This is a genomic window from Microbacterium sp. UCD-TDU (assembly GCF_000340625.1).
Lineage (GTDB): Bacteria > Actinomycetota > Actinomycetes > Actinomycetales > Microbacteriaceae > Microbacterium > Microbacterium maritypicum.
The window spans coordinates 1,031,658-1,056,108 of the sequence record NZ_KB454446.1; the positions used below are offsets into that span (position 1 = coordinate 1,031,658).

Genomic DNA, 24,451 nt, shown 5'->3' on the forward strand with positions numbered 1-24,451 from the left:
GACTCGGATCGGTGCAGACGGCTCGACGCTACCGGGCGCACGGCCCCGGGGCGGTCGCGACACCGATCGCCGCGTCGATCTCGCAGAACTGATCGTGCGAGAGTGCGCTGATGCCGTTCCATGCGCGCTCGGCCATCGCCCGCAGCGGCCTGCGGACGCCGTCGGCGACCTCTTCGGGGGTCTGCGCCGAAGCATCGTCGGACCAGACGGAGAACGAGGCGCCGAGGAGCCGAGCGGGGTAGGGCATCGGGATCTCCTGCCGGGTGCCGTCCGGGAGCGCGGGGAACAGACCCGGGTGCCACTCGGACTCCCAGATGCGCGCGCTCGTCGGATACGTGTAGCCCGTCTTCTCTCCGAGGACGTAGTACAACAGGGCGTCGTGGAAGTTCACGAGGGGGTTCCCCGCGTCGACGGCGGCGGCGAGCGGCCGCATCTCGACGTGCCAGTTCGTCCACCAGGTCAGCACGAGATCCGGGTCGAGGGCGACGGTCTCGCTGCGGAGCATCCCGTCATTCCAGACGCGCGGGGCGAGGCCGCGTGCACGGAGGTGCGCCGACAGGGCGTTCACGAACGCGGTCAGGAGGTCGAAGCCGGTGGCGCGGGGGCCGTGCTGCTCCCTGGCGGCGGCGGCCAGCGCGGGGTACTCCTCGATGCGCGCGAAGTCGACGAATTCGTCGCCGCCGAGGTGCCAGCGCGTGCTGCGCGGGAACAGCGCGGCGACGTCGTCGATCAGCGCCGCGGCGAAGTCGATCGCCGCGGCGCGGGTGATGTCCAGCGCATGATCGGTCGGCAGGCCGCCGGCGTCCGGCAGCCGGAGATCCGGATGCGCGGCGAGGGCGTGGCGGAGGTGGCCCGGCATGTCGAGGGAGGGCACGAGGTCGATGTGCAGGTCGGCGGCGGTGTCGGCCACGACCAGGGCCTCGGCACGGGTGACATGAGCGCTCGAGACGATCTCGGGGAAGGCCTCCGAGCCGATCCGGAAGCCCTCGTTCTCGGACACGTGCCATTGGAAGGTCGTGACGCCGACGTCGGCGAGCGCGTGCAGCAGGTCGACGATCCACGGCGCGGGGAAGTGCTTGCGGGCGGCGTCGAGGTGGAACCCGCGCTCCGCGACCACGGGCGCGGAGCAGACCCGGCCGTGCGGCACGAGGCCCTGCGCCCGCAGGTTGTGCAGCAGCTGACGTGTCGCCCGGAACGCCCCGGCCGCGGTGCCTGCGGACACCGCGATGTCCTCGCCGACCGTGATCTCGAACGACTCGTCGGCCCTGTCGTCTCGCCGCAGACACACGACAGAGCTTTCGCCGTCCGGGATGCCGAGGGCTGCGAGCTCCCGGGTCAACCGCTCCGCCTCCCGAGCGAGCATCGGGTCATCGGCCGTGACCCTGACCGTGGAGGGTCTCCATACGCCGCTCGACAGCTCCGCCGTCGTCGGCTGCGGGATCGCGAGCCAGGCACGCGGGCTGTGGGCGCGGCCGGTGTCGTGCAGCGCGGTCACCCCTTGACGCTTCCCTCTTCGACGCCCTTGAAGAACTGCCGCTGCAGCACCGCGAACAGCAGGATGATCGGCACCAGCGCGATCATCGTCCCCGCCGCGATCACGCGCGGATTCGCGGCGAAGTTCGAGCTCAGATACTGCATGCCGACGGTCAGCGTGTAGTTCGCGGGATCCGACAGCACGACCAGAGGCCAGAGGAAGTCGTCCCAGGCGCCGATGAAGGCGAACAGCGCGACGACCGAGACCATGCCGCGGACGTTCGGCCACACGATGTGGCGCAGACGCTGCATCGTGTTGGCGCCGTCGATGGTCGCCGCATCCAGGGTGTCCGGGGGGATCATGCGGCACGCGGCCATCATCAGCAGCACGTTGATCGCCGCGATGGCTCCGGGGAGGAACACGCCCCACAGGGTGTTCGCGAGGCCGAGCGACTTGACCGTGAGGTACTGGCTCGTCAGCGTGACCTCGCCGGGCAGGAGCAGCGTCGAGAAGAAGATCGCGAGCACGATCCACTTGCCGCGGAACTTCATGGTGCCCAGCGCATAGCCGCCGATCGTGACGAAGACCACGTTGGTGAGCACGGTGCCGACGCCCACGAGCAGCGAGTGCCACGCGTAGTCGAGCACCGGGATCGTGCGGAACACCTCGGCGTAGTTGTCGAGGGTCGGCGCGCTCGGGATCAGCGACGGCGGGAAGTCGTAGATGTTCTCGGCCGCGCCCTTGAACGAGGTCGACATCTGCCACAGGAACGGGAAGACCATGATGGCGAGCACGCCGATGAGCAGCGCGTACTTGCCGATCAGACCACCGAGGGACGGCTTCATGATGTCGGCCGAACCTCGCGTGCGGTAGGGCCGATCGCGCCGCTCCTTCGGGGTGCTCTCCTGAGTGACCATCGCTCGCGTCGTCGTCATCGCCTGGCCTCCTCTGCCGCTGCGAGCCTGGCGAGCTTCGCGTCCCTGGCCGCGCGCCGTCCGGCGAGGGCTTCCTTGATCGTGTCGCTGTTGTTCGCGACGCCCACGATCGCCAGGGGCACCAGGGTGAGCAGGAACAGCACGAGCGAGATGGCCGAGGCGTAGCCGACCTGACCGTTGAGACCCTTGCCCATCGATTGGATGAGCATGACCATGCTCATCGCCTGTCCGCCGGGGCCGCCGGAACCGCCCGAGAGCACGTACAGCTCGGTGAACACACGCATCGCCCCCACGCACACCAGCACCGAGACGAGCATCATCGGACCGCGCACACCCGGAACGGTGACGGACCAGAAGCGGCGCCAGCGTCCTGCTCCGTCCATCGCCGCGGCCTCATGCAGCTCGCGTCCGACGTTTCCGAGCGCTGCGAGATACACGACCATGTAGTAGCCGAGCCCCTTCCAGACCGTGAGCCCGATGGCGCAGCCGATCAGGAGCCACCGATCGGAGAGGAACTCCACAGGCCGATCGATCAGCCCGAAGAAGCTCAGCGCCGAGTTGATCGTGCCGCTTCCGGAGAACAGGAACTCCCACACGATCGCCACCACGACCGCCGATGCGATCACGGGGAAGTAGAACGTGGTGCGGAAGAAGCCGATCGCCGGGATCTTGCTGTGCACGAGGAGCGCGAGCAGCAGGGGGAGGAACGTCAGCAGCGGCACGCACACCACGACGTAGACGAGCGACGTCGTCAACGCATAGCCGAACCGGTCGTCTCCGAGCATCTTCTCGAAGTTGTCGAGTCCCACGAACTGCGCGGGACGAAGGGGGCGGGCGTCCGTGAACGCGAGGGCGATCGTGTTCAGGAACGGCCAGAGGGCGAACACGAACACCCAGATCACACCGGGGAGCACGAGCAGGTACGGCGTGTACCAGCGCTGTCGTCTCATGAGGCATCCACCCCCTTCATCTCCGCGTCATCGGCTCAGCCGACGACGTTCTGCTCCGCGTACTCGACGGCCTTGTCCAGGGCCTCCTGCGCCGTGATGTCACCCTTGACCGCGAGAGCGATCTGCTGCTTGGCGTAGGTCTCCATGGCCTCGGTGAACTGCGGGGCGCCGAGCATCCGCGCGTCGTTCATCTGCGAGGCGGCGAGGTCGTTGGCCGTGGCCTGCATCTCGTTCTGGGCGGTCTCGGCGAACACCGACGGGTCCTCGTTCGCGGCCTTGGTGCCGGGGAAGAACCCGGTGGCGAGCTTCACGAACTCGATCTGGTTATCGGTGTTCGTGAGGAACTCGGCGAAGGCCAGAGCAGTGGCGGCGTTGTCGGAGTTCGCCGAGACGCTGATGCCCTGCACGAACAGCGGCGGGTTGCCGAAGCCGTTGGTCACGTCGACGTCGGGGAGCAGGGTCGGGGCGTTGACCGCGATGTCCTTGTCGATGTAGTTCGGGCCTGCGGTCGCCCAGGCCACCGTGCCCTTGTTGAAGTTGTTGATGTTGGCATTCGCGGTGCCGGCGTTCTGCAGCGCCTCCGGCGAGATCGCGCCGGCCTTGTAGAGCTCCGCATAGCGCTCGACGATCGCAACCGCCTCGGGCGTGTTGAAGACGAACTTCCCGTCCTTGTACACATCCTGCGTGCCCCCGCCGTCGGACACCATGATCTGGAGCGATTTAGGGCTCGGCACGTCGGAGATGGTCTGGATGCCGGCGGCGGCGAGCTGCTCGGCCGCATCCATCGTCTCCTCGAACGTCTGCGGAGTCGCGGTGACGCCTCCCTGCGCGAGCAGCGCCGTGTTCCAGTAGTTGAGCTCGGTGCCGAGATACCACGGGAAGCCGAACGACCCGTCGATGCCGTCGTACGTGTAGGCCTCGACACCGCCGTCGACGTAGTCGCCGATGACCTTCGAGGCGCTGCCCAGGTCGAGCAGCTGGTCCGCCGAGGCCAGCGAGTAGGCGTACTCGGGCGGGAGGTTGATGACGTCGGGCAGCTCGCCGGACTCGGCCTGCTGCAGGATCTTGTCCTCGTACCCGTCGGCGGGCTGGTCGATCCACTTCACCGTGGTGCCGGGGTTCTCCTTCTCGAAGGCATCGATGACGCCCTCGAAGTACGGGGTGAACTTGTCGTTCTTGAGCGACCAGGTCTGGAAGGAGATCTCTCCCCCCACCTCCCCGTCCGCGGCCGATCCGCCGGAGGTCGAGGCCCCGCCCGTGCAGGCCGTGAGCGCGAATGCTGTGGCCACCGCGATGCCTGCGGCGACACTGGTGCGGATCTTCATGGACATTCTCCTTCGAAGTGATCCAGGCTGCGGCGTCTCGTTCGAGTCGCTGTGACAACCCCTACTAAAACGATATAGTGACCATAGCATGCCATAACGGCGCGCTCGGGGTCCAGCCCCGCCGCACGCCGCTCCCCCACCGTCGGTCCCGGAAAGGACAGCGATGACCATCTCCGCCGCCCCGCTGCGCTTCGGCGCCAACTACACCCCGCGCTCCCAGTGGATGCACGCGTGGATGTCGCTGGATCTCGACGAGGTGCGCCGCGACTTCGCCGCCCTCGCCGACCTGGGCCTCGACCACCTGCGCATCTTCCCCCTCTGGACCGTTCTGCAGCCGAACCGCACGCTGATCCGCGACGAGGCCGTCGACGACGTGCGGGCCGTGGTCGATGTCGCTGCCGAGTTCGGGCTGGATGCGAGCGTCGACGTGATCCAGGGACACCTGTCGAGCTTCGACTTCATCCCGTCATGGCTGTTCACGTGGCATGACAAGAACATGTTCACGCACCCGGATGCACTCAGCGGCCAAGCCGAACTCGTCACCCGCCTCGGCGAGAGACTCGGAGGCGCCTCCAACTTCCTGGGCTTCACGCTCGGCAACGAGACCAACCAGTTCTCGGCGCAGACGCATCCCTCCCCGTGGCCGGTCACCGAGGCGGAGGCCGCGAACTGGATCACGACTCTCCTGGACGCCGCGCACGCCGCGGCCCCCGCGCAGCAGCACGTGCACAGCGAATACGACGCCGCCTGGTACATGGACGGACACGGCTTCACCCCCGCACTGGCCTCGCGCCTTGGCGATATCACGACCGTGCACTCGTGGATCTTCAACGGCACCGCGCAGAGGTACGGCGGGCGGTCGGTGGCGTCCGACCGCCACGCCGAGTACATGATCGAGCTCGCCCGCGGATTCGCCACCGACCCCGCGAAACCCATCTGGCTGCAGGAGGTCGGCGCCCCGTCGAACTGCCTGACGCCCGCACAGACACCCGACTTCCTCGAGGCGACCCTGCGCTCGGTNGACCGCCACGCCGAGTACATGATCGAGCTCGCCCGCGGATTCGCCACCGACCCCGCGAAACCCATCTGGCTGCAGGAGGTCGGCGCCCCGTCGAACTGCCTGACGCCCGCACAGACACCCGACTTCCTCGAGGCGACCCTGCGCTCGGTCGCCCGCACCGAGAACCTCTGGGGCGTGACCTGGTGGTGCTCGCACGACGTGAGCCGCAGTCTCGCCGACTTCCCCGACCTCGAGTACACGCTCGGGCTCGTGGATCAGAACGGCGAGGCCAAGCCGATCGGCCGCCGTTTCGCCGAGCTCATCCCCGAGCTGCGCGAGCGCAGGCCCGCCCCCGCCCGGAGCGTCGGCATCGTCGTCGAGGTCGATGAGAACGACACGCCTGTCAGCCGCGGCGCGATGAGCCCCGGCGGCACGATCTTCCAGGCCTGGGTCGACGCCTGCGAAGCGGGCGCGGACCCCGCCATCGTCACGTCGAGCGACGCGGCCCGACCCGAGGTGCTCGCCGCGCGCGGGATCACCGAACTGATCAGACCGGTCGTCGAGCGCACCGAGTACGCCTCACGGAACACCGTCGTCTGAGCTCTCCCCCTCAGCGCGGCGCGGCCGTGCTCTCGCGAACCGTGAGCTGCGGGACCGCGGCCACCCGATCGGGGAGCATCTCGGCGGCGTCGATCTGTTCGAGCAGGAACTCCGCCGCATCCGCCCCGAGCCCGAACGTGTCGCGGGTGATGCAGGTGATCGAGGGGTGCACGAGTCCGGCGACGACGGAATCGTCGAACGAGGCGATGGAGAGATCGGACGGCACGGCCAGCCCCATCTCCTGAGCCACGCGCAGTCCGGCGATCGCCATCACGTCGTTGTCGAACACGACGGCGGTGGGCCGGTCGGCACGGCTCAGCAGACGACGCATGGTGGCGGAGGCTGCGGCCGGCGAGAAGTCGGTGGCGATGGTCTCTCCCGTGACGCCGCGGCCGCTCAACCCGCGGAGCACGTCGGTGCGCAGACGCGTGTGCTGGAACTCGGCGGGCCCGGCGACATAGGCGATCGAACGGTGCCCCAAGGCCACGAGGTAGTCGAAGAGCGAGTGGGCGACCTGACTGTCATCCAGCCAGATCGTCGCAGGGTGCCCGTCCTCCGAGGCGTCACTGCCGATCACGACCGCCGGCAGCGGCAGGTCGCGCAGGACGGGGAGGCGGGGATCGTCGTCTCGCGGGTCGATCACGATCACTCCGTCGACCTGATTCGCACTGCGCCAGCGCCTGTAGGTCGCCACCTCCTCTTCGATCGAGGAGACCAGCACCATCTGCATCGCGATGCGTCTGGCGGCGAGAGCGGACTGCGCTCCGGCGATCAGGTCGGTGAAGAAGGCTTCGGTGCCGAGGGTGTCGGCCGGGCGGTTGACCGCGAATCCGACGACGCCGGCGCGGGCTCCCACGAGTGCCCTGGCTGCGGAGCTGGGGAGCCATTGGTGCTCCTCGGCGATGTCGAGGATGCGCTGCCGGGTCTGCTCGCTGACGCCCGGGCGGCCGTTGAGCGCGAAGGACACGGCTCCCGGTGACACTCCTGCCAGCCGGGCGATGTCCGTGATGGTCACGCGCTTCGCTTTGGACATGCCCCAACTGTAGCGATACAGGTCTCAGGCGGTTTTTGGACTGTGCACAACAGCCCAACACTGATACCGTGCTACTAAATCGCTTAACCAGTGCGATCCGACGATGAAGTCTGGAGTGTGAAGATGAAGAAGTCATGGTCCGCCGCAGCAGCCGCAGGGCTCGCCGCGTCATTGCTGGTGGCCGTCGCGCCCGCGTCCGCTACCGCACCCGGAGACGCCGCCTCGACAGACGGCGCATCCGCCGCCTCGTGCGCAACCGACCCGCAGTACTTCGCCTACTACCGCACGTGGCGTGACGCGAACGCCTCCTGGCCGGGCAGCGAGAACGACCCGGAGAACCCGGCGAACAACACTCAGCGGATGGACGATCTCCCCGCCGGCGTGGACGTCGCCTTCGTGTTCAACGCCTATGTGAGCGACGATTCCGGGTTCTGGGACGTGCTGAAGAACGAGTACGTGCCGAACCTGCATGCGCAGGGCACCCGGGTCGTCCGCACGGTCGACATCGGTGTGATCCTCGACGCGCCCGCGGCCGACACTCCGGCCGCCTATGCCGCGGCAGCCGACGAGATCCTCGCCGAATACGTCACCGACGACGGCCTCGACGGACTCGACGTCGACATGGAGCGCTCTCTCACGGCCGCCCAGGTCGCTCGCGTGACCGGCGTCTTCCGGGCCCTGTCAGAGCACCTCGGACCGCAGTCCGGCACCGACCGGCTCTTCATCTACGACACGAACCAGGAGGGCACACACCCGCTCACGGCCGGGATCGCCCCCTACGTCTCCTACGTCCTCGTGCAGTCCTACGGCCGCTCGGTCTCTGGGCTGCAATCGACGTGGGAGAGCTACGCACCCTACTTCGACGCGTGCCAGTACCTGATCGGGTTCTCGTTCTACGAGGAGCGCGGACAGGACTGGGGCGACACGACCGAGCCCTTTGACGCCTCCCGCGCCGCGCAGTACGCCGACTGGCAGCCCACGGGCGCGACCAAGGCCGGCATCTTCTCCTACGCCGTGGACCGCGACGGCAAGGTGCCGGGCGACGACACCATCACCGAGTCCGACTTCTCGTGGAGCACTCGGCTCATCGAGCGGCAGGATGCCGCAGCGGCTTCTCACTGAGACGGCTCGACGCGGAACACTCACCAGCCGATCAGACCGTCACATCTCCCACCAGGTTGACCTTGATGCCCATCCCGGCGAACATCGCGGCCTTCGCGATCAGGGCCTTGTCCGCCGTCTCCGCATCCGGGGCGTAGACCAGCTGCGCATGGTTGGCCTTGTGGCGGGCCATGAACTGGTCGCGCGAGATGCCGTGCAGCACCACGTGGGCGATCGGCCATTCCGGGTTGGTGGCGTCCTTGCGGCGCTGCGTCTCCTCCTCCGGCAGCTCCACGACCGAGGCCCGGAAGATGTCGGCCTGCAAGACGCCCTCGGCGATGAAGACGCGCGACAGCACGATCTCGCCGGGCTTGGAGACGCCGTTGATCGTGGCACCGCCCGCGGGGAAGAACACGTGGCCCTGACGCCAGCCCTCGGCGTTCTGCCACCCGCCCAGGTGCGAGGCGGGCACCGAGCCGGAGATCTCATAGACCCACACGAACCGGCCGTCGTAGTCCTCACCCCAGCGCACGTCGTGCAGGGTGTTGTCGGGCACGAGTCCCATCGCGCGCCACACGCGATCGGTCACGAGCGCGTCGACCGCGACACCCTCGTCGGCTTCGTTGAAGTGCGGGAAGGCGCGGCCCTCGTGCAGCACGCGCGAGCCGTCGCGCGAGGTCACCGGCGGGCGTTCGGTGGAGTTCAGGATGCCCTCGGCGAGGTCGGATGCCGGCACCAGGTCCTTCAGCCCCTGCTGGTACTGGATGCCGACGGCATCGAGCCCGAAGTCGTCGGCGATGCGGAGCGCGGCGATGTACATCTTCAGCTGCCACTGCACCTGCTCGCGCGTGAGCTCGGTGGCGGCGTCTTCGCCGTAGATGAAGGTCATGCCCGCGTCGATGAGCCAGTCGTAGGCGGCATCCGCCTCCTCCTCGGCGACGTTCAGCATCTCGGCATACAGCGCAGACTGCGACAGGCGCTCCTTGTAGATGCCGGTCTTGTTGAGCAGTTCGTCGTCGAAGATCGCGTTGTACATGCCCATGCAGCCCTCGTCGAAGACACCGATGATGGCCTTCTCGGCGAGCAGCTCTGCCGCGAGCGCCTCACCCAGCTGCTTCTCGGGGCTGTCCGGCAGCGCGGGCAGCGCCCGCACGTGCGAGGCGTCGTGCGTGATGGCGCCGGTCTCGGTCCACTCCCTGATGCCGTCGGTGAACCACTCGTCGGTGAAGTCGACCGACCAGGTCGTCGCGTACGGCTTGTCCATCTTGGTGAGCCCCGCGTTCAGGCCGAGCAGCCCGACGAGGCCGGGCCAGTCCCCCGCGAAGTTCGCGACCGTGAGGATGGGCCCCTCATGCGACCGGAGACCGGCGAGCACGTGGTGGGAGTACTGCCAGTTGGCGATCGCGACGATCAGAGGAGCATCGACGGGGATGCCCTTGAACACCTCGAGGCCCATGCGCTGACTCGAGATGAAGCCGTGCCCGGTCTGCGGGTCCACCCCGAACGGACGGATGACCTCCCAGCCGAGCGCGTTCAGCACTCCGGTGACACCGCTCTCGAGCTCGACCTGCGTCGGCCAGCCGGCGACGTTCGCCGACTCGCGCAGGTCGCCGGACGTGATGATGTACGCGGTCTTCGGCGCGGTGGCCGGGCGGGAAGCCGCGGTCGGCAGGGTGTACGTGGTCATGATGCCTCCGGAGCGATGGGGGTGGTGGTCGGGGCGGTGGTCGGGGTGGCACCGCGCTGCGCGGCGGCGAGTTCGTGCACGACGGACCTCGATCCCTCATAGAGGCGCACGTAGCGTTCGAACAGGGAGTCGTAGAGCGGCCGCAGCGCCTCATCCGGGCTGATGCGCTCCGAGATCGGGTTCCAGGCGGTGATCGTCGGCTCCTCGCCTGGTGCAGCGGTCGCGGTCGCCGCGAGGAAGGCCGCGCCGTAGCTCGCGCCGATCGTCGTCGCAGGCACCTCCTGCACGAGGCCGGTGACGTCGGAGACGATCTGCATCCACAAACGCCCCTGCGTTCCACCGCCGACCGCGACGATGCGGCGGATGTCGGCACCCGCCGCCCGCATGGTCTCGACGTTGTGCCGAACCCCCAGGGCTGTCGCCTCCAGCGCCGCACGGTAGAGGTCGCCGCGCGTGTGCGCGAGGGTGAGGCCCGCGATCACGCCACGGGCGTCCGGATCCTGGATCGGCGTGCGCTCGCCCGCGAAGTAGGGCAGGACGAGGAGGCCGTTCGCGCCGGCGCCCGACGCGGCAGCCTCGGCGAGCAGTTCGGGATAGTCGGCACCGGTCAGGCCCTTGAGCCATGCGGTGAGAGCACCGGACGTCGAGAGGCCGCCGGCGAGGTTGCGGGTGCCGGCGAAGGCTCCGGCCGTGGTCCACATCGACGGCGTCCGCAGGGTCTCTTCGCCGGTGGCCACGAGGAACATGGTCGTGCCGTACATCAGCATCAGGTCGCCGACCTCGTGCGCGCCGACGCTGACGGCTTCGGTCCACGCGTCGATCGTGCCGGTGACCACGGGGGTACCGGCGGGGATGCCGGTGAGCGCCGACGCCTCGGTCGTGATCTCGCCGGCGATCTCGCCCGCCCATCGCAGCGGAGGTTGCTCGATCTCCCCGGCATACTGCGTCCACCACGGGTCGTGCCAGCACTCGCCCTCGATGTCGTAGAGAGGAGAGACCTGACTGGCGGACTGGTGATCGAGCACGTACGCACCGGTGAGCCGGCGCGCGAGCCAGGACGCGGGCATGTACAGCCGTCGCGCTCGCTCCCACGCCTCGGGCTCCTCCTCCGCGATCCAGGCGATCTTCGGCCCGCCCGCCTGCGAGGTCAGGGTCGATCCGCCGATGCGCGTGATCTCGTCGACGCCGAGCTCGGCGGTCATGCGCTCGATCTGCGCGGTCGAGCGGGTGTCGACGCCGTAGAGGATGGCCGGGCGCACGGGTTCGTCTCGTTCGTCGGCGAGCAGGATGCAGGGCCCCATGCCGCTGACGCCCACACCGACGACCTCGGCATCGGGGACTCCGGCGAGCAGTTCGCGCGCGATCGCGACGAACTCGTCCCACCAGATCGCGGCGTCCATCTCGACCCAGCCCGTGCGAGGGCGTTCGACGTCGTGCGCCCTGGTCGCCGTCGCCAGGATGCCGCCGTCGGCACCGACCAGCACGCCCTTGCTGCTGGACGTGCCGATGTCCACCCCCAGGGTGCAGCGCATGGAGTCCTCCTCGTGCCGGGACGACGGAGTCCTCGGTCTGATCGCCACTGTACGCGAAATCGATTTCATGCCGCAAGGCGCGAGTAGTCCTGCACCACTCGCGCCAGAGCGTGATCTACCCACCGAAGGCGGCTTTCTGGCTGACCAGCACCGGAATACCGTGACATTCTGGGCACCCCGAATCAGACTGGAGGCATGCGCTTGGACGACCCGCAGGTATGGACGCTGATCGGCGTGTTCACGACGATGATGCTCGGCGGCATGACCCTCATGACGATGCAGTTCAGCCGCGTGATCCGCGCCGAGATCGGTGGTCTGCGCGGCGAGCTGCGAGGTGAGATCGGCGGGTTGCGCGGCGATCTGAGCGGGCGACTGGAGAGCCTCGAGGGGCGGCTCACCGGCCGCATAGACGCCCTGGAGCACAAGGTCGACAGTCTCGACAAAGAGGTGGCGAACCTCGCAACGCGGTTCTGGCGCTCACAGTAGTCCGCCCGACGCCCCGCCCGACCGCCCGCTCAGCTCCGCGTCGCGCTCGCGGGCTGGAGCTCGTTGCGCAGCACGACCGTCCGCGCCGGCTGCGTGTCACCCTTGATCCGATCCAGCAGCATCCGCGCCGCAGTCACGCCCATGTGCCGCGCCGGCAGTCGCACCACGGTCACGGCCGTCGGCGAGAGTGTCGTGAACGGCAGGGAGCCGATCACCGCGACACCGACATCCGGCGGAGTGCGCCCGTGCTCCGTGAGCACCTGGATCGCGCCGACCCCGATCAGGTTGTTGCCGGCCACCACCGCATCCGGCGGCTCGGGCAGCGCGAGCAGCTCCTCCATCGCCGACCGGCCACCGTCGACGCGGAAGGTCGTGAAGCGCTCGAGCCCGTCGAGGTCGAGGTCGGGGTGGGCCGTGGTGAGCGCGGAGCGCCACCCCGCGGCGCGCTCGGCGGCGGTGTCGATGTGCGCGGGGCCGCCGATGTAGGCGATGCGGCGGTGGCCCGCATCGATCAGGCTCCGCGTGGCCGAGGTACCCGCCGCGCGATTGGCCATCGTGACGCCGTCGATGTCGTAGGCCGTGCTGCGGTCGACGGCCACGACGGGCCGGCCGGTGGCGAGGATGCCGTCGAGGTCGGAGTGCTCGTCGGCTGTCGCGATGATCACGCCGGACATGTTCTCGGCGATCGCGATCCGGAGATACGTCGCCTCCTTCTCCACCTGCGCGTCGGAGTTGCAGAGCACGACGGAGTAGCCGGCCTCGGAGGCGACGTCCTCGACCCCGCGCGCCATCTCGGTGAAGTACGGGTTCTCGATGTCGGGGATCACGAGGGCGATGACCTCGGAACTCTGTCGACGCAGCGAGCGGGCGGCGCGGTTGGGGGTGAAGTCGAGCGTCGCTGCGGCCGCACGGACGGCCGCCACCTTCTCGTCGGAGACGCTCGTGCCGTTGAAGACGCGCGAGACCGTCGCGGGCGAGACCCCCGCGAGCTCGGCGACGTCGTAGATCGTTGCCATGCGCTCCCCTGGTCCGGGCGACTCCTGTTTTGGCCGGCTCCTGCTCCCGCCGACTCCTGCTCCGGACGAGCGCGGCGGATGCTGCAACAGTATCGCGCGGAGGCCACGGATCCCCGAATGGTGAAATCGATGCCAGCGCCGAGAGGGTGGCCGCGGGAGCCGCCGCCGACCGCGCCAGCGCCAGCGCCAGCGCCACGAGTACGCTGAGGGGATGCCAGAGTGGTCGCAGACGGTCCCCGCAACGGTGCGGCGCGAGCAGATCGTGTCGATCATCGAACGCCAGGGCTTCGCCCGTGTGCAGGAGCTGAGCCGCACGCTCAGCGTCTCCGAGGTCACGGTGCGTAGCGACCTCGACCTCCTCGCCGAGGAGAACGTGATCCAGCGGGTGCACGGCGGGGCGATCTCGGGCATCAAGTCCACCGCCCACTCCCCCGACTACGAACGTGCACTCACGCGCGCTGTCACCGAGAAGCGACGGATCGGCAATGCGGCCGCCGCGCTGGTCGAGAGCGAGATGGCGATCCTGCTCGACGCGGGCACGACGACGCTCGCGATCGCTCGCTCCCTCCGTGCCCGCGAGGACCTGCGAGGTGTCGTGGTGTTCACGAACTCCCTGACGATCGCACTCGAGCTCGGAGTCGCGGAGCCGCATCAGATCACGGTCGTGGTGACCGGAGGCACCGTGAACTACAAGCAGCGCTCCCTCATCGACCCGATGGGCGACATGTTCATCGGCTCCGTGCACAGCGACATCTGCTTCATCGGCTGCAACGGGGTGTCGGAGCGCGGATTCACGAACTCCAGCCTCCCCGAGGTGACCATGAAGCGGCGGTACCTCGACTCGGCGGCACGGGCCATCGTGGTCGCCGACAGCTCGAAGATCGGCAAGAGTCAGGTGATCCAGGTGGCGCCGCTCGCGCGCGTCGACATGCTGATCACCGGCATCGAAGCACCCCCCGCAGAGCTGGAAGCCCTTCGCGAGGCCGGTCTGACGATCGAACTCGCCTGACACGCAGCCGCGACCCGCGGCACAGAGCCTCAGGCGCGACCCGACGACCCGAACTCGCGCATGCGCTGCGTGACCATCGCGCGGAACCCGCCCATCGCGGGCCGCAGCTGCTCGCTGGGCTCGACAACCGCGGGGTTGTCCTGCAGGAACGTGCGCAGTGCGGCGCTCCAGGCGAGGTGCGAGTCGGTCCCCTGATTGATCTTGCGGATGCCCGCGGCGATGCCCTCAGACTTCTGGGCGGGCGTGATCCCGTACGAGGGGCGCACCTCTCCTCCGTGCGCGTTGATCGCGGCCACCGCTTCAGCCGGCACCGATGACGAGCCGTGCAGCACGAGGAACGTGTCCGGCAGCCGTCCCTTGATCTCCGCGATGAGGCCGAGCCGCAGCCGCTGGCCTCCGGCCTCGTCGGTGAACTTCACCGAGCCGTGGCTCGTGCCCACCGCCACCGCGAGCGCATCCACTCCGGTCTGCTCCACGAACTCGACGGCCTGATCGGGGTCGGCGAACACGATCTCCTCGAGCACCCCGGCGATCCCGGCCTCCGCCCCGCCGATGGTGCCGAGCTCACCCTCGACGCTCGCGCCGGAGGGCGCGGCCGCCTCGACCACCCGACGAGTGAGCGCCACGTTGTCGGCGAAGGATGCGGGCTCATCCGTGCCACTTGTCCTGCTCGCGTCGATCATCACGCTGGTGAAGCCGTGGTCGATCGCCCGCACGCAGTCGTCGTACGTGCGCCCGTGGTCCAGATGCAGCACCGCGGGGACGCCTCCGTACTCGGCGACCAGGCCGCGCAGACGGTGCCACCAGCGCGATTCGTCGTCGTAGGCGGACATCCCGGCGATCGCCTGCACGATCACAGGCGAGCGCTCCGCCGCGGCGGCATCGAGCACCGCGATCGCCTGATCGATGCTCGACACGTTGAAGGCGCCGACGGCATAACCGCCGGCCTCGGCGGCCGCGAGCGCGGTGCGCAGCGTCTGCAGTGTCATCCCCGATCCTCAGAGCGACTCGGTGATGCCGAGAGTGTCGTAGTCGAGCACGATCGGGGTGTCGGTGAGCGCGCCGGCGTAGGCCTGCACCTTGGCCGCGGATTCCACCGCCACACTCGTCTTGAAGGCGTCACGCAGGTTGGGCCCGACCGTGAGCAGGCCGTGGTTCGCCCACACGACCGCGTTCAGGTCTCCCATCGCATCGCACATGTGCTCGCCGAACTCGGTGTTGTTGCTGAGCTCGAACGGCATGATGGGCACGTCGCCCTTGGTGTAGATCACCATGTTCACCAGCGTTCCCAGGATCGGGGAGCCCACCACACCCCAGACGTTGGAGAACACCGGCTCGGAGTGAACGATCGCGTTCACATCGGGCCGACGCCGGTACACGGCCATGTGCACGGTGACCTCGCTCGACGGCCCGAGACGTCCGTCGATCACTTCGCTGTCTCCGTTGACGAGCACGATGTCGTCGGCACTCATCTTGTCGTACTCGAGGTCGGTCGGCGTGATGAGGAAGCGATCCTCGACACCGGGAACGCGGATGCTGATGTTTCCCTGCGTGTTGAAGTTGAGCCCGTACTGCATCGAGCGCAGGCAGTAGTCGAGGATCTCCTTGCGCGCGGCATCGATGTCGAAGTCGAGCTGGAGCGTCGTCTCGGTCATTTCGTTTTCTCCTTCTGATGTGGCTGGTTCTGGGGCGACGGGTTCTGAGACGGGGTCAGGTGCGGGGCGATGCCTCGCGTCACGTCGTAGAGCGACACGTAGGCCGTGCGCTGCGCGGCGTACCATCCGGCCGACGACGCACCGGGCTCGGCCGCGGCCGCGGGGTCAGGGGCGACGAGGAGATCCCGGGCATCGCCGCCGAGACCACGGAGCGCGAGCATCGCCGCTCCGCGGGCGGAAGCATCACGCGCGACGGGCGTCATCCGCACTCCGGCGGCCGCGGCACGGGCGGCGAGCGCCGCGGAGTTCTCAGCCCCTGCTCCGGTGACCTGCAGGTCGTCGACGCGCACGCCATGGGCTTCCAACGCCGCGATGATCTTGTGGAACTCGAAGCCTGCGGCCTCCACGACCGCTCGCGCCAGTTCCGGCACGGTCGTGTCGAGCGTGAGGCCATGGATCGTTCCGCGCGCGGAGGGGTCGTTGTCGAGGGTGCCGGAGCCGGCGAGGTACGGCAGCACGATGAGGGAGGGCGGATCCTCGGCGAGCGCTCCGAACACGTCACCGATGTCGCGGCCGAGCAGGGTGGCCAGCCATTCCAGCGCCCATCCTCCTGCGGCGGTTCCGGCGAGGGTGATCCATGTCTCGTCATCGAGTCGGTAGCTGGCGAACCCGGTCGCCTCGAGTCCGCGCGGACGTTCGCGGGTTGCGACGGTGAGGCAGTCGCTCGAGCCGAGCGCGATCACGGAGCGCACTCCCGCCTCTCCGCCAGCGCCGACGAACGCTGCCGCCTGGTCATGTGTGCCGGCGACGAGGAGTGTGCCCGGTGCGATGCCGAGCACGGCCGCTGCGTGATCATGGACGCCACTGATCACGGTTCCCGAGGCGACGGGGACCGGGAGGCGGTCTTCCCGCACCCAGGGGGCGGAGGCGGCGACGGCTTCGAGGATCTCCGTGCTCCATTCGCCCCGATCGACGTCGAGGATGCCGGTGCGCGCGGCCTGACCCAGGTCGATCGCGGCGACTCCGCTCCACCGCTCGGCGACCAGATCCCCCATGCAGCGGTAGCCCGCGGCGGCAGCCCAGGCGTCATCGCCGGCCATGATCTTGAAGACCGAGAACATCCCGTGCAACGGCTGTCCGGTGATCGCGGTGAAGCGGCCGTCCCCGAGCCGCACGCCCAGCGCGGCGGCGTGTTCGATGCCTCGCGTGTCCATGCTCACCGCCACCGGGGCGAGCGGTGTGCCGGACCCGTCGACGGGCACGACGGCCTCGCCGAGCACGCTGAAGCCGATGGCCTGCACCGCGTCGCCGACCTGCAGAGCCTCTGCGGCCGCTGCGCGCACCACGCTCTCAGCGGCGGCGATGATCTCCTCGGCGTCGAGTTCGACCCGCCCGCGACCGTCGCGCCGCAGCGTCAGCGGTGCCGATGCGCCGCCGAGCATCCGTCCGTCCGCGGCGAAGGCGACGGCCCGCACGCCGCTGGTTCCGAGGTCGAGGCCGATGACGCTCATTTGATCGCTCCCGACAGGCCGTTCACCAGGTACTTCTGGATGAAGATGAACAGCAGCACGACGGGGATGGAGATCAGCACCAGGATCGCGAACAGCGCCCCCGGCTGCGACAGGTACATCCCGCGATAGGCGAGCGGCACGAGGGTGAGCGGTTTGAGCTCGTTGTCTCCGAGTGTGACGAGCGGCAGCAGGAAGTCGTTCCAGCTCATCATGGTCTGCCACACCGCCACGACGGCGAGAGCGGGCTTGCCCAACGGCAGGTAGATGCGCCAGAAGATCTGCCAGCTGTTGGCTCCGTCGAGTCGCGCCGCCTCGTAGGTCTCGAGCGGGATCGCCAGGTACGAGGTGCGGATGATGATCACCGCGAACGGCAACCCGAGCGCGCTGTACACGAGGACGAGCCCGAGGAGGTTGTTGTACAGCTGCATCGACTGCAGGATGCGGAAGGTCGCGACCACGATGCTCGACATCGGCAGGATCAGCGCGAGGATCAGCACCCCGAAGATCAGGGCCTTCAGCGGCACGCGCAGTCGGGCGAGGGCGAAAGCGGTCATCGATCCGAGCAGACAGACCAGCAGCACCGACGGCACCGTGATGAGGAGACTGTTGAGCAGGTGCAGCAGGATCGGATTCTGGTCCCAGATCGTGAGGTAGTTCTTGACGCTGAACTCCGCGGGGAACAGCCCGAAGAACTGCGTGCCGGGGTTGTTCGGCGGCATCATCGAGAGCCCGACGACCATGATGATCGGCACGAGCCAGAGCACGGCGAGCGGCACGAGCACGAAGTGCAGCCAGCCGACGCGACGTCCGGGAGCACCGTGTCGGTGACGGCCGGCCGTGTCCTTCGGAACGATCAGGGTGCGGGTCTCGCTCGTCGCGGTCATTTCTCGTCTCCTGTGATGAATCCAGCTCCGAACACCCGCACCATCGAGAGCGAGCTCACGACGGCGACGATGAGCAGGACCACGCTGATGGCCGAGGCGTACCCGACGTTCTGCAGCTGGAACGCCTCCAGGAACGCGAAGGTCGGCAGCATCTCCGATGCATGGTTGGGACCGCCCTGGGTGAGCACGTAGACGAGCTCGAAGGTCTTGAGCGAGCCGATGATGCCGAGGAGCACGAGGGACAGCGTCGTCGTCTTCAGCAGCGGGAACGTGATGCGCACCATGGTCTGGAAACCGCTGGCACCGTCGATGCGCGCCGCCTCCACGAGGCTGGGGTCGATCAACTGGAGCCCTGCGAGGTAGAAGAGCATCGAGAACCCGGTCCACATCCACACGTTCACGAAGATCACCGCGAAGATCGCCGTCTGGGGGTCGGCCAGGTAGTTTCCGCCGAGGAACGTGAGCCCCGTGGCCTTGCCGATGGCCGTGAGCACGCCGTTGAAGGGGTCGAGGATCCGCTGCCAGACGATCCCGACCACGACCGGGGAGAGGATCGCGGGGATGAAGAAGATCGCCCGGTAGACCGTGCTGCCGCGGAGCCCCTGGTTCAGGGCGACGGCGAGGAGGAAGCCGATCACACCCTGCGGGACGATCGTCAGCACGATCCAGAAGGCCGAGTTGCGCAGGGTGATGAGGAACGTCGGATCCTGGAAGAGCTCCAGGTAGTTGCCGATCCCGACTGCCGTGCCGACATTGACGCCGTCCCAGTTGAGCGTGCTCGCCTGCACGTTGTACACGATCGGGTAGACGACGAATACGGCGAACAGGATGAGGGTCGGTGCCAGGAAGGCCAGGCCGACCAGCCGCTCTCTCGTCAGGATCTTCATGCGCGCTCCTCTCGGGGCAGGGTCCGGGGAAGAGGCCCCGGACCCTGCACGAACTCCGCTGCTGCTACAGGTTCCCCAGCTACAGGGTGGCCTGGACGGCCTGGACGGATTCCGCTGCTTCCTGCGGAGTCGCGTCACCGGTCGCGATGGCGGCGAGCGCATCGGCCACAGCCTGGTCGAGCTTGGGCGACTCGAAGTAGCGCGAGTACTTCACCTGCGGGAGCCACTCGTCGACGAACAGGTTCCAGATCTGCTCCTGCTTCTCGCTCGTGAACTTCTCCGGGGCGAGGCCGGTGACCGCCGGCACATCGTTCATCGTGTTGACGAGCTTCTGCGCGGCGGAGCCGGCGATGAAGTCGGTGAGCACCTTGCAGGCGAGCTCGGGGTTGGCCGTGTTCTTCGAGATGCCGAGGCTCACGTCGATTCCGCCGACGAACTGTGACTCCGCTGCCCCGCCGGGGATGGTCGGGAACAGGAACGGCTCGTACCCGGACATGCCCTCCGAGAGGGGCGGGATGTCGGACTTCGTCGGGTCGGACTGCTGGATCCACCAGGCGCCGAGCGGGATCATAGCGGCGTTGCCCGCCTCGAACTGGTTCACGGCCGACGGGTAGGCGTCGAGACCGATCGCGCCGTCCTGGGCGATGCCGTCGGAGAACAGCTTGCCCCAGTACTCGAACGCCTTCACGATCGCGGGGTCGGTCCATTGCACGGTGCCGGCCTCGGCCTCGTAGACGGTTCCGGGCGAGACGTTGTTGGCGATCTGCAGGAACACGACGTTGCGCAGCCAGGAGTCCTTCGCCGGCAGCAGGAACGGGGCGGCGTCCCCGCCGCTGAGGTCCTTCGTGGTCTGCACGAGCTCGTCCCACGTCTTCGGCACGCTCAGACCCGCATCGTCGAAGATCTCGGAGTTGGCCCAGAGGTTGACCGTCTGGGTGAGGATCGGGAGCGAGTAGAAGTTGTCATCGCCCTCGGGGTTTCCCATCCGTGCCTGCTCGATGCCGATCGGGTAGAACTTGCTCTGCCAGTCGTCGCCCCATGTCTCGGCGGCGCAGTCCTGCAGCGGCATCAGGTTCTCGCGGTACTGCTGGGTGAGAGCTCCGGGCTGCAGGCCGAGCACGTCGGGCATCGTGTTCGAGCTGGCGCGGCTCTGCAGGTCGACGAGGTACTCCGGGTAGTTGAAGATCGTCGCATCGATCTTCGATCCCTCGTTCTCCGCCTGGAAGGCCTCGATCATCTGACGGGTCGTCTGCTCGATCGGGCTCCACGAGCGGAACGTGATGGTGTCGCTGGAGGCGTTCCCCGACGCGTCCGGCGCTGCGCCACCGGCGCAGGCGGTGACTCCGAGTGCGGTAATGACCGTTGCCACTCCCGCGAGGCTCCTCTTGAGCTTCATCTGCAATCCCCTTACTTCGCTGTAAAAGTCCTCGGCAAGATGCCGGATGCGCTCAGTTTAGGTTTATTTGCGTATTAATCGCCAGAAATTCAGGGCACCTCGGGGAAAGTCTTTCTTTTTCTGTGTTTTCACATGTCTTCGTCGTCGGAAACGAAAGCGGATGCATGCGCAGACGCCGCAACGGCGCGGAGCAGGGGTTTCCCTTCCGCAACACCGGCCCTTCGCAACAGCCCGCCCAGACGACGGATGCCGCGACCCCTCGGGCCGCGGCATCCGTCGTGTAGCCGAGTTTCTTCAGCTCAGCCAGGCCGGCGCGCGTCCTCGCAGGAACGCTCCGTCGAGGGAGAACCGCCCCGCACCAGTGAGCGCCAGGGCGAGAGCTGCCGCGCCGAGGACCGCGACGAACTCGTAGCCGCCGTCACCGACCCAGAGACCGGCGGGGAGGTGCACGGCGACGAGGGCGACGATCATGTCGATCGCCAGCAGGATGCCGACCGGACGGGTGAGGAGCCCGAGGATCAGCAGGATGCCGCCGATGAGCTCGACGAAGGCGACGACCGGGCCGGCGATCTCCGGCAGGGGGACCCCCATGCCCGCGAAGCTGCCGATCGTCCCGGGAAGCGTGAACTCGAAGATCTTCTGTGCGCCGTGTGCGGCGAAGATCGCGCCGACGACCACGCGGAGGACCAGGAGTCCCAGCGAGGGTGCGGCGGAAGGGGCTTTGGTGTTCGTCATGAGGAGTTCTTCCTTCGTGGCAGGACACCCGCGCGCCAGGCGCGGAGCAGGGTCGTTCCCTGCTTCCACGCTAGGAAGGCGACATTTCCATCTCCTGTGACCGGGTCACCGGTGCGCGGCGACCACCTCGGCGACGGCGGTGCGCTCGGCGGCGGTCGGCTCGGCGATGGCCATGCGGCAGTGCGTGTCGACGACGTCGAGCACGCGGTACGCCTCCTTCATGCGCGCCATGTCGCCTCCGATGAGTGCGACGACGTCGTCGACGGCGGCCTGGGCGGCGACGATGGCCGCCGCGTCTCCCGCTCGACCCGCATCTGCGAGTGCGCGGAAGGGCTTCGGCGTGACCGACGACACCCCGGAGACGACGCCCTGCGCGCCCACCTCGACGGCGGCGATCAAGTCGCGGTCGGCACCGGTGTAGAGGTCGAAGTCGGCGGGCACGACGGCCCGGTACGCGGCGATGTCGTCGAGCGAGAGCTCGCTGATCTTGGCACCGACGACGTTGGGCAGCTCGGCGAGCCGCACCAGAAGCTCCGGCGAGACCGGATTGCCGCTGCGAGCCGGGTAGATGTACACGTACAGGCGACCGTCGCCGACGGCATCCGACACTGCGCGGTAGTAGTCGAAGATCGCGTCGTCGGTGGCGCGCAGGTAGTACGGCGTCAGTGCGGCGAACTCCACGGCCCCCAGTTCGCGGGCGATGCGGGTCAGCCGCACAGCCTCGAAGGTGCTGGGGCGGCCGACGTGCACGACGACGCGCATCCGTCCCTGCAGCTCGGCGAGCGCCGCGTCGACGATGGCCGCGAACTCCTCGGCATCCACCGCGGGGAACTCCCCCGTGGTGCCGAGCACGAATGCTCCCTCGTTCCCCGAGTCGGCGACGAATCGGAAGATCGCACGCGAACCCTCGATGTCGAGGGCGCCGTCGCGGTGGAACGCGGTGGGCACGGCGGTCAGGATGTCATAGCGGGTCACTTCTCGGTCTCCTCGGAGTTCTTGCGGGGCTTGCGGGAACGACGCCGCGGAGCGTCGATGTTGCGGACGGTGGAGGTGAGCAGGTCCGGCTGCGCGGCGAGCTCGTCGTGCGCCTTCTCGATCTGCTGGATGCTGTCGTCGTGCAGGATCGAGTCCGCGAGCGAGGCGCGCTCGGCACGGGGACGACGGGCGGCACGGATCGCCGGCATCACGATCGAGAGCACGGCCAGGGCGAGGAGCACGAGCGCGATGGGGCTGACGACCTCGAAGAACGGACGCGTGGGCAGGATCGCCAGCGTCCGGGCGAGGTTCTCCTCCGCGAGGGGTCCGAGCAGGAGCCCGAGCACCACGGGGCCCGCCGGCACCTGCATGCGCTTGAGCATCACTCCGATCACACCGAAGACGAGCATCGTGACGACCGTGGAGAGGCTGTTCGAGGTGGCGTACGTGCCGATGATGCAGAAGATCAGGATGCCGCTCCACAGATACGGCTGCGGCACGTCGAGCAGCTTGACCATGCCCTTCATGCGGATCAGGCTCAGCACGAGCGACAGGATCGTCGCGATCAGCATGATTCCCACGATCGACACGACCAGGTCGGGGCGGTTCGTGAACAGCGTCGGCCCGGGCGTGATGCCCCAGATGATCATCGAACCGATCATCACGGCCATCACGGAGTCGCCGGGGATGCCCAGCGCCATGGTCGTGGTGAGCGAGCCGCCGAGCGTGGCGCTCGAGGCGGTGTCGGAGGCAGCGACGCCCTCGATCGATCCCTTGCCGAACATCTCGGGGTGCTTCGACGCCTTGCGCGCCCGCTCCCACCCGATGAGTCCCGCGATGTCGCCGCCGGCCGCGGGGATGAGCCCGACGCCGAGTCCGACCGCACCGCCGACCGCCGTGGCCCGACCGCTCTGCTTCAGCTCGGCACGGTTCGGCCACCAGCGGCCGAGGCTCGAGATGGGCCGCACGTTCGACCTGCGGTGCGTGAGCAGCTGGTCGAACAGCTCGGCGATGCCGAAGAGTCCGATGATCACGGCGATGAAGTTCACGCCCTCGACGAGTTCGAGCACTCCGAAGGTGAAGCGCTGATCGGCCGTCGCCGCATACGTGCCGACGCTGCCGAGCATGAGGCCGAAGAGCCCGGCGAGGATGCCCTTGAGCATCGACTTCGACGAGATGCCGATCATGATCGAGATGCCGAAGACCACCAGGGCGAACAGTTCGGGGGATTTGAAGTAGTCACGGGCGAAGCTGGCGATCGGCACGGCCGCGACCGCGAAGAGCACGAGTGAGGCGAGGATGCCGACGGCCGAGACGATCGCGGAGATCGTCAGGGCGAGACCGGCCCGCCCCTGTTTGGCCATGGGATAGCCGTCGAGCGTCGTCGCGATGGACGCGGGAGTGCCGGGGGTGTTGATGAGGATCGAGGGCACCCGATCGCCGAAGTTCGCGGCGACGTAGATCGTCAGCAGCACCGCGAGACCCTGCACGGGCTCGAGGGTCATCGTGAAGCCGGCGGCGAGCGCGACCGCCATGGTCGCGGTGATGCCGGGAAAGGCGCCGACCATGAAGCCGAGCACGAGGCCGACGAGCATGTAGAGCAGGATCGAGATGTCGAGGAGCGAGTTCAGCCCCTCCATGAGCGCGTTCACAGGGGGATCCTCAGGAGCATCCCGAACACGACGTAGACGAACGCCGTGACGGAGGCGGAGTAGATGATCAGGCTCAGCCAGCGGCGGTGGCCGTAGAGGAGCATGAGGGAGGCCATCAACAGAGCTGCGGCGATCGGGAAGACCTCGATGCGGTAGCCGAAGAGGATGACCGAGCCCAGCGACCACAGCACGATGAAGGCGCCGGTGATCGCGAGCGTGGCGATGACGCGGAGGTAGCCGCCGGGCTGGATGCGTTCGAGGTCTTCGCGGGTGGGCGCCGGGCGGGTGATCGCGACGGCGAGCAGCGCGATGGCGACGACGACTCCGGTGACCCCGATCACGAGCGGCCAGAAGCGGGCGTCGATCTGCCCGGGGGCGGCCTCACGGCGCAGCGGGATCTGCGTCGAGAGGAAGAGGTAGCCGGCGGTGAACGCCAGGGCGACGACGGCGAACACGATCTCGAGGGTTCGCGACGCGGGCGCGCCCTCGTACTCGTCACCGGCGGATTCGTCGCGGCCCGCCGGTTCTGCAGCGGTGTCGGGGGTGGACATCATGCTCCTTCTCCTTCGTCGAAGGGGAACGGCTGCGGGGCCGGTCTGCACCGGCCC

General features: G+C 68.2%; 22 protein-coding genes. 4 read left to right on the forward strand and 18 right to left on the reverse strand.

Going from position 1 to position 24,451, the window contains the following annotated elements:
• Nucleotides 1-28: 28 nt before the first annotated feature.
• Genes D514_RS27865 through D514_RS27880 form a run of 4 tightly spaced genes read right to left on the reverse strand, consistent with a single transcriptional unit; the run spans nucleotide 29 to nucleotide 4,684 of the window.
• On the reverse strand, nucleotides 29-1,495 hold the full coding sequence (locus D514_RS27865) for a family 20 glycosylhydrolase (protein WP_017829627.1): 1,467 nt from the start codon (nucleotides 1,493-1,495) through the stop codon (nucleotides 29-31).
• Entirely contained in the window at nucleotides 1,492-2,409 is a 918-nt protein-coding gene (locus D514_RS27870) for a carbohydrate ABC transporter permease (RefSeq protein WP_017829628.1), read from the reverse strand. Before D514_RS27870 ends, D514_RS27865 begins: the two co-directional genes overlap by 4 nt.
• Nucleotides 2,406-3,359 carry a carbohydrate ABC transporter permease gene (locus D514_RS27875; RefSeq protein WP_017829629.1) on the reverse strand — a complete coding sequence of 318 codons (954 nt, stop codon included), beginning with the start codon at nucleotides 3,357-3,359 and terminating at the stop codon, nucleotides 2,406-2,408. Before D514_RS27875 ends, D514_RS27870 begins: the two co-directional genes overlap by 4 nt.
• Before the next feature lie 35 nt (nucleotides 3,360-3,394).
• Entirely contained in the window at nucleotides 3,395-4,684 is a 1,290-nt protein-coding gene (locus D514_RS27880; protein WP_017829630.1) for an ABC transporter substrate-binding protein, read from the reverse strand.
• Between the two features lie 163 nt (nucleotides 4,685-4,847).
• On the opposite strand from D514_RS27880, the gene D514_RS38950 reads away from it, so the two are divergent.
• The gene (locus D514_RS38950; protein ID WP_017829631.1) at nucleotides 4,848-6,284 is read left to right on the forward strand and encodes a hypothetical protein; all 1,437 of its coding nucleotides are present in this window, start codon (nucleotides 4,848-4,850) and stop codon (nucleotides 6,282-6,284) included.
• 10 nt (nucleotides 6,285-6,294) lie between these two features.
• On the opposite strand, the gene D514_RS27885 is transcribed toward D514_RS38950, so the two are convergent.
• The gene (locus tag D514_RS27885; RefSeq protein WP_017829632.1) at nucleotides 6,295-7,317 is read right to left on the reverse strand and encodes a LacI family DNA-binding transcriptional regulator; all 1,023 of its coding nucleotides are present in this window, start codon (nucleotides 7,315-7,317) and stop codon (nucleotides 6,295-6,297) included.
• 123 nt (nucleotides 7,318-7,440) lie between these two features.
• Here D514_RS27885 and D514_RS27890 point away from each other — a divergent pair, with 123 nt between their 5' ends.
• Complete coding sequence (locus D514_RS27890) at nucleotides 7,441-8,439, forward strand: hypothetical protein (RefSeq protein WP_017829633.1); 999 nt, start codon at nucleotides 7,441-7,443, stop codon at nucleotides 8,437-8,439.
• A gap of 31 nt (nucleotides 8,440-8,470) precedes the next feature.
• Here the strand turns inward: D514_RS27890 and D514_RS27895 are convergent, their stop codons facing one another.
• Nucleotides 8,471-10,105 carry a hypothetical protein gene (locus D514_RS27895; RefSeq protein WP_017829634.1) on the reverse strand — a complete coding sequence of 545 codons (1,635 nt, stop codon included), beginning with the start codon at nucleotides 10,103-10,105 and terminating at the stop codon, nucleotides 8,471-8,473.
• Nucleotides 10,102-11,637 carry an FGGY-family carbohydrate kinase gene (locus D514_RS27900; protein ID WP_017829635.1) on the reverse strand — a complete coding sequence of 512 codons (1,536 nt, stop codon included), beginning with the start codon at nucleotides 11,635-11,637 and terminating at the stop codon, nucleotides 10,102-10,104. Before D514_RS27900 ends, D514_RS27895 begins: the two co-directional genes overlap by 4 nt.
• Before the next feature lie 195 nt (nucleotides 11,638-11,832).
• On the opposite strand from D514_RS27900, the gene D514_RS27905 reads away from it, so the two are divergent.
• The gene (locus D514_RS27905; protein WP_017829636.1) at nucleotides 11,833-12,123 is read left to right on the forward strand and encodes a hypothetical protein; all 291 of its coding nucleotides are present in this window, start codon (nucleotides 11,833-11,835) and stop codon (nucleotides 12,121-12,123) included.
• A gap of 29 nt (nucleotides 12,124-12,152) precedes the next feature.
• Here the strand turns inward: D514_RS27905 and D514_RS27910 are convergent, their stop codons facing one another.
• A complete protein-coding gene (locus D514_RS27910) occupies nucleotides 12,153-13,139 on the reverse strand; it encodes a LacI family DNA-binding transcriptional regulator (protein WP_017829637.1) in 987 nt (328 codons plus the stop codon).
• 211 nt (nucleotides 13,140-13,350) lie between these two features.
• Between D514_RS27910 and D514_RS27915 the strand changes: the two genes are divergently transcribed.
• Entirely contained in the window at nucleotides 13,351-14,148 is a 798-nt protein-coding gene (locus D514_RS27915; protein WP_017829638.1) for a DeoR/GlpR family DNA-binding transcription regulator, read from the forward strand.
• 29 nt (nucleotides 14,149-14,177) lie between these two features.
• Here the strand turns inward: D514_RS27915 and D514_RS27920 are convergent, their stop codons facing one another.
• The 10 genes from D514_RS27920 to D514_RS27965 form a co-directional block, all read right to left on the reverse strand.
• Nucleotides 14,178-15,137: a ketose-bisphosphate aldolase gene (locus D514_RS27920; protein WP_017829639.1), complete on the reverse strand. Its 960-nt coding sequence runs from the start codon at nucleotides 15,135-15,137 to the stop codon at nucleotides 14,178-14,180.
• Nucleotides 15,138-15,146: 9 nt separating this feature from the next.
• Nucleotides 15,147-15,803, reverse strand: coding sequence for a class II aldolase/adducin family protein (locus D514_RS27925; RefSeq protein ID WP_017829640.1), 657 nt, complete (start codon nucleotides 15,801-15,803; stop codon nucleotides 15,147-15,149).
• Nucleotides 15,800-17,314, reverse strand: a complete 1,515-nt coding sequence (locus D514_RS27930; protein ID WP_017829641.1) for an L-fuculokinase — start codon at nucleotides 17,312-17,314, stop codon at nucleotides 15,800-15,802. Before D514_RS27930 ends, D514_RS27925 begins: the two co-directional genes overlap by 4 nt.
• A complete protein-coding gene (locus D514_RS27935; RefSeq protein WP_017829642.1) occupies nucleotides 17,311-18,198 on the reverse strand; it encodes a carbohydrate ABC transporter permease in 888 nt (295 codons plus the stop codon). Before D514_RS27935 ends, D514_RS27930 begins: the two co-directional genes overlap by 4 nt.
• Entirely contained in the window at nucleotides 18,195-19,085 is an 891-nt protein-coding gene (locus D514_RS27940; protein WP_017829643.1) for a carbohydrate ABC transporter permease, read from the reverse strand. Before D514_RS27940 ends, D514_RS27935 begins: the two co-directional genes overlap by 4 nt.
• Nucleotides 19,086-19,164: 79 nt before the next feature.
• Nucleotides 19,165-20,481, reverse strand: coding sequence for an ABC transporter substrate-binding protein (locus D514_RS27945; RefSeq protein ID WP_017829644.1), 1,317 nt, complete (start codon nucleotides 20,479-20,481; stop codon nucleotides 19,165-19,167).
• 294 nt (nucleotides 20,482-20,775) lie between these two features.
• Complete coding sequence (locus D514_RS27950; protein WP_017829645.1) at nucleotides 20,776-21,216, reverse strand: DoxX family protein; 441 nt, start codon at nucleotides 21,214-21,216, stop codon at nucleotides 20,776-20,778.
• Nucleotides 21,217-21,321: 105 nt separating this feature from the next.
• Entirely contained in the window at nucleotides 21,322-22,191 is an 870-nt protein-coding gene (locus D514_RS27955) for a dihydrodipicolinate synthase family protein (RefSeq protein WP_017829646.1), read from the reverse strand.
• Nucleotides 22,188-23,843, reverse strand: a complete 1,656-nt coding sequence (locus D514_RS27960) for a tripartite tricarboxylate transporter permease (protein WP_017829647.1) — start codon at nucleotides 23,841-23,843, stop codon at nucleotides 22,188-22,190. The genes D514_RS27955 and D514_RS27960 overlap by 4 nt, the downstream gene beginning before the upstream one ends.
• The gene (locus D514_RS27965; protein WP_017829648.1) at nucleotides 23,840-24,397 is read right to left on the reverse strand and encodes a tripartite tricarboxylate transporter TctB family protein; all 558 of its coding nucleotides are present in this window, start codon (nucleotides 24,395-24,397) and stop codon (nucleotides 23,840-23,842) included. The genes D514_RS27960 and D514_RS27965 overlap by 4 nt, the downstream gene beginning before the upstream one ends.
• Nucleotides 24,398-24,451 lie beyond the last annotated feature (54 nt).

Coding starts and splice junctions, on each gene's coding strand:
- D514_RS27870 (WP_017829628.1), bottom strand. CDS start 2,409: ATGACGACGACGCGAGCGATGGTCACTCAGGAGAGCACCCCGAAGGAG.
- D514_RS27875 (WP_017829629.1), bottom strand. CDS start 3,359: ATGAGACGACAGCGCTGGTACACGCCGTACCTGCTCGTGCTCCCCGGT.
- D514_RS27880 (WP_017829630.1), bottom strand. CDS start 4,684: ATGAAGATCCGCACCAGTGTCGCCGCAGGCATCGCGGTGGCCACAGCA.
- D514_RS27885 (WP_017829632.1), bottom strand. CDS start 7,317: ATGTCCAAAGCGAAGCGCGTGACCATCACGGACATCGCCCGGCTGGCA.
- D514_RS27890 (WP_017829633.1), top strand. CDS start 7,441: ATGAAGAAGTCATGGTCCGCCGCAGCAGCCGCAGGGCTCGCCGCGTCA.
- D514_RS27895 (WP_017829634.1), bottom strand. CDS start 10,105: ATGACCACGTACACCCTGCCGACCGCGGCTTCCCGCCCGGCCACCGCG.
- D514_RS27900 (WP_017829635.1), bottom strand. CDS start 11,637: ATGCGCTGCACCCTGGGGGTGGACATCGGCACGTCCAGCAGCAAGGGC.
- D514_RS27905 (WP_017829636.1), top strand. CDS start 11,833: ATGCGCTTGGACGACCCGCAGGTATGGACGCTGATCGGCGTGTTCACG.
- D514_RS27910 (WP_017829637.1), bottom strand. CDS start 13,139: ATGGCAACGATCTACGACGTCGCCGAGCTCGCGGGGGTCTCGCCCGCG.
- D514_RS27915 (WP_017829638.1), top strand. CDS start 13,351: ATGCCAGAGTGGTCGCAGACGGTCCCCGCAACGGTGCGGCGCGAGCAG.
- D514_RS27920 (WP_017829639.1), bottom strand. CDS start 15,137: ATGACACTGCAGACGCTGCGCACCGCGCTCGCGGCCGCCGAGGCCGGC.
- D514_RS27925 (WP_017829640.1), bottom strand. CDS start 15,803: ATGACCGAGACGACGCTCCAGCTCGACTTCGACATCGATGCCGCGCGC.
- D514_RS27930 (WP_017829641.1), bottom strand. CDS start 17,314: ATGAGCGTCATCGGCCTCGACCTCGGAACCAGCGGCGTGCGGGCCGTC.
- D514_RS27935 (WP_017829642.1), bottom strand. CDS start 18,198: ATGACCGCGACGAGCGAGACCCGCACCCTGATCGTTCCGAAGGACACG.
- D514_RS27940 (WP_017829643.1), bottom strand. CDS start 19,085: ATGAAGATCCTGACGAGAGAGCGGCTGGTCGGCCTGGCCTTCCTGGCA.
- D514_RS27945 (WP_017829644.1), bottom strand. CDS start 20,481: ATGAAGCTCAAGAGGAGCCTCGCGGGAGTGGCAACGGTCATTACCGCA.
- D514_RS27950 (WP_017829645.1), bottom strand. CDS start 21,216: ATGACGAACACCAAAGCCCCTTCCGCCGCACCCTCGCTGGGACTCCTG.
- D514_RS27965 (WP_017829648.1), bottom strand. CDS start 24,397: ATGATGTCCACCCCCGACACCGCTGCAGAACCGGCGGGCCGCGACGAA.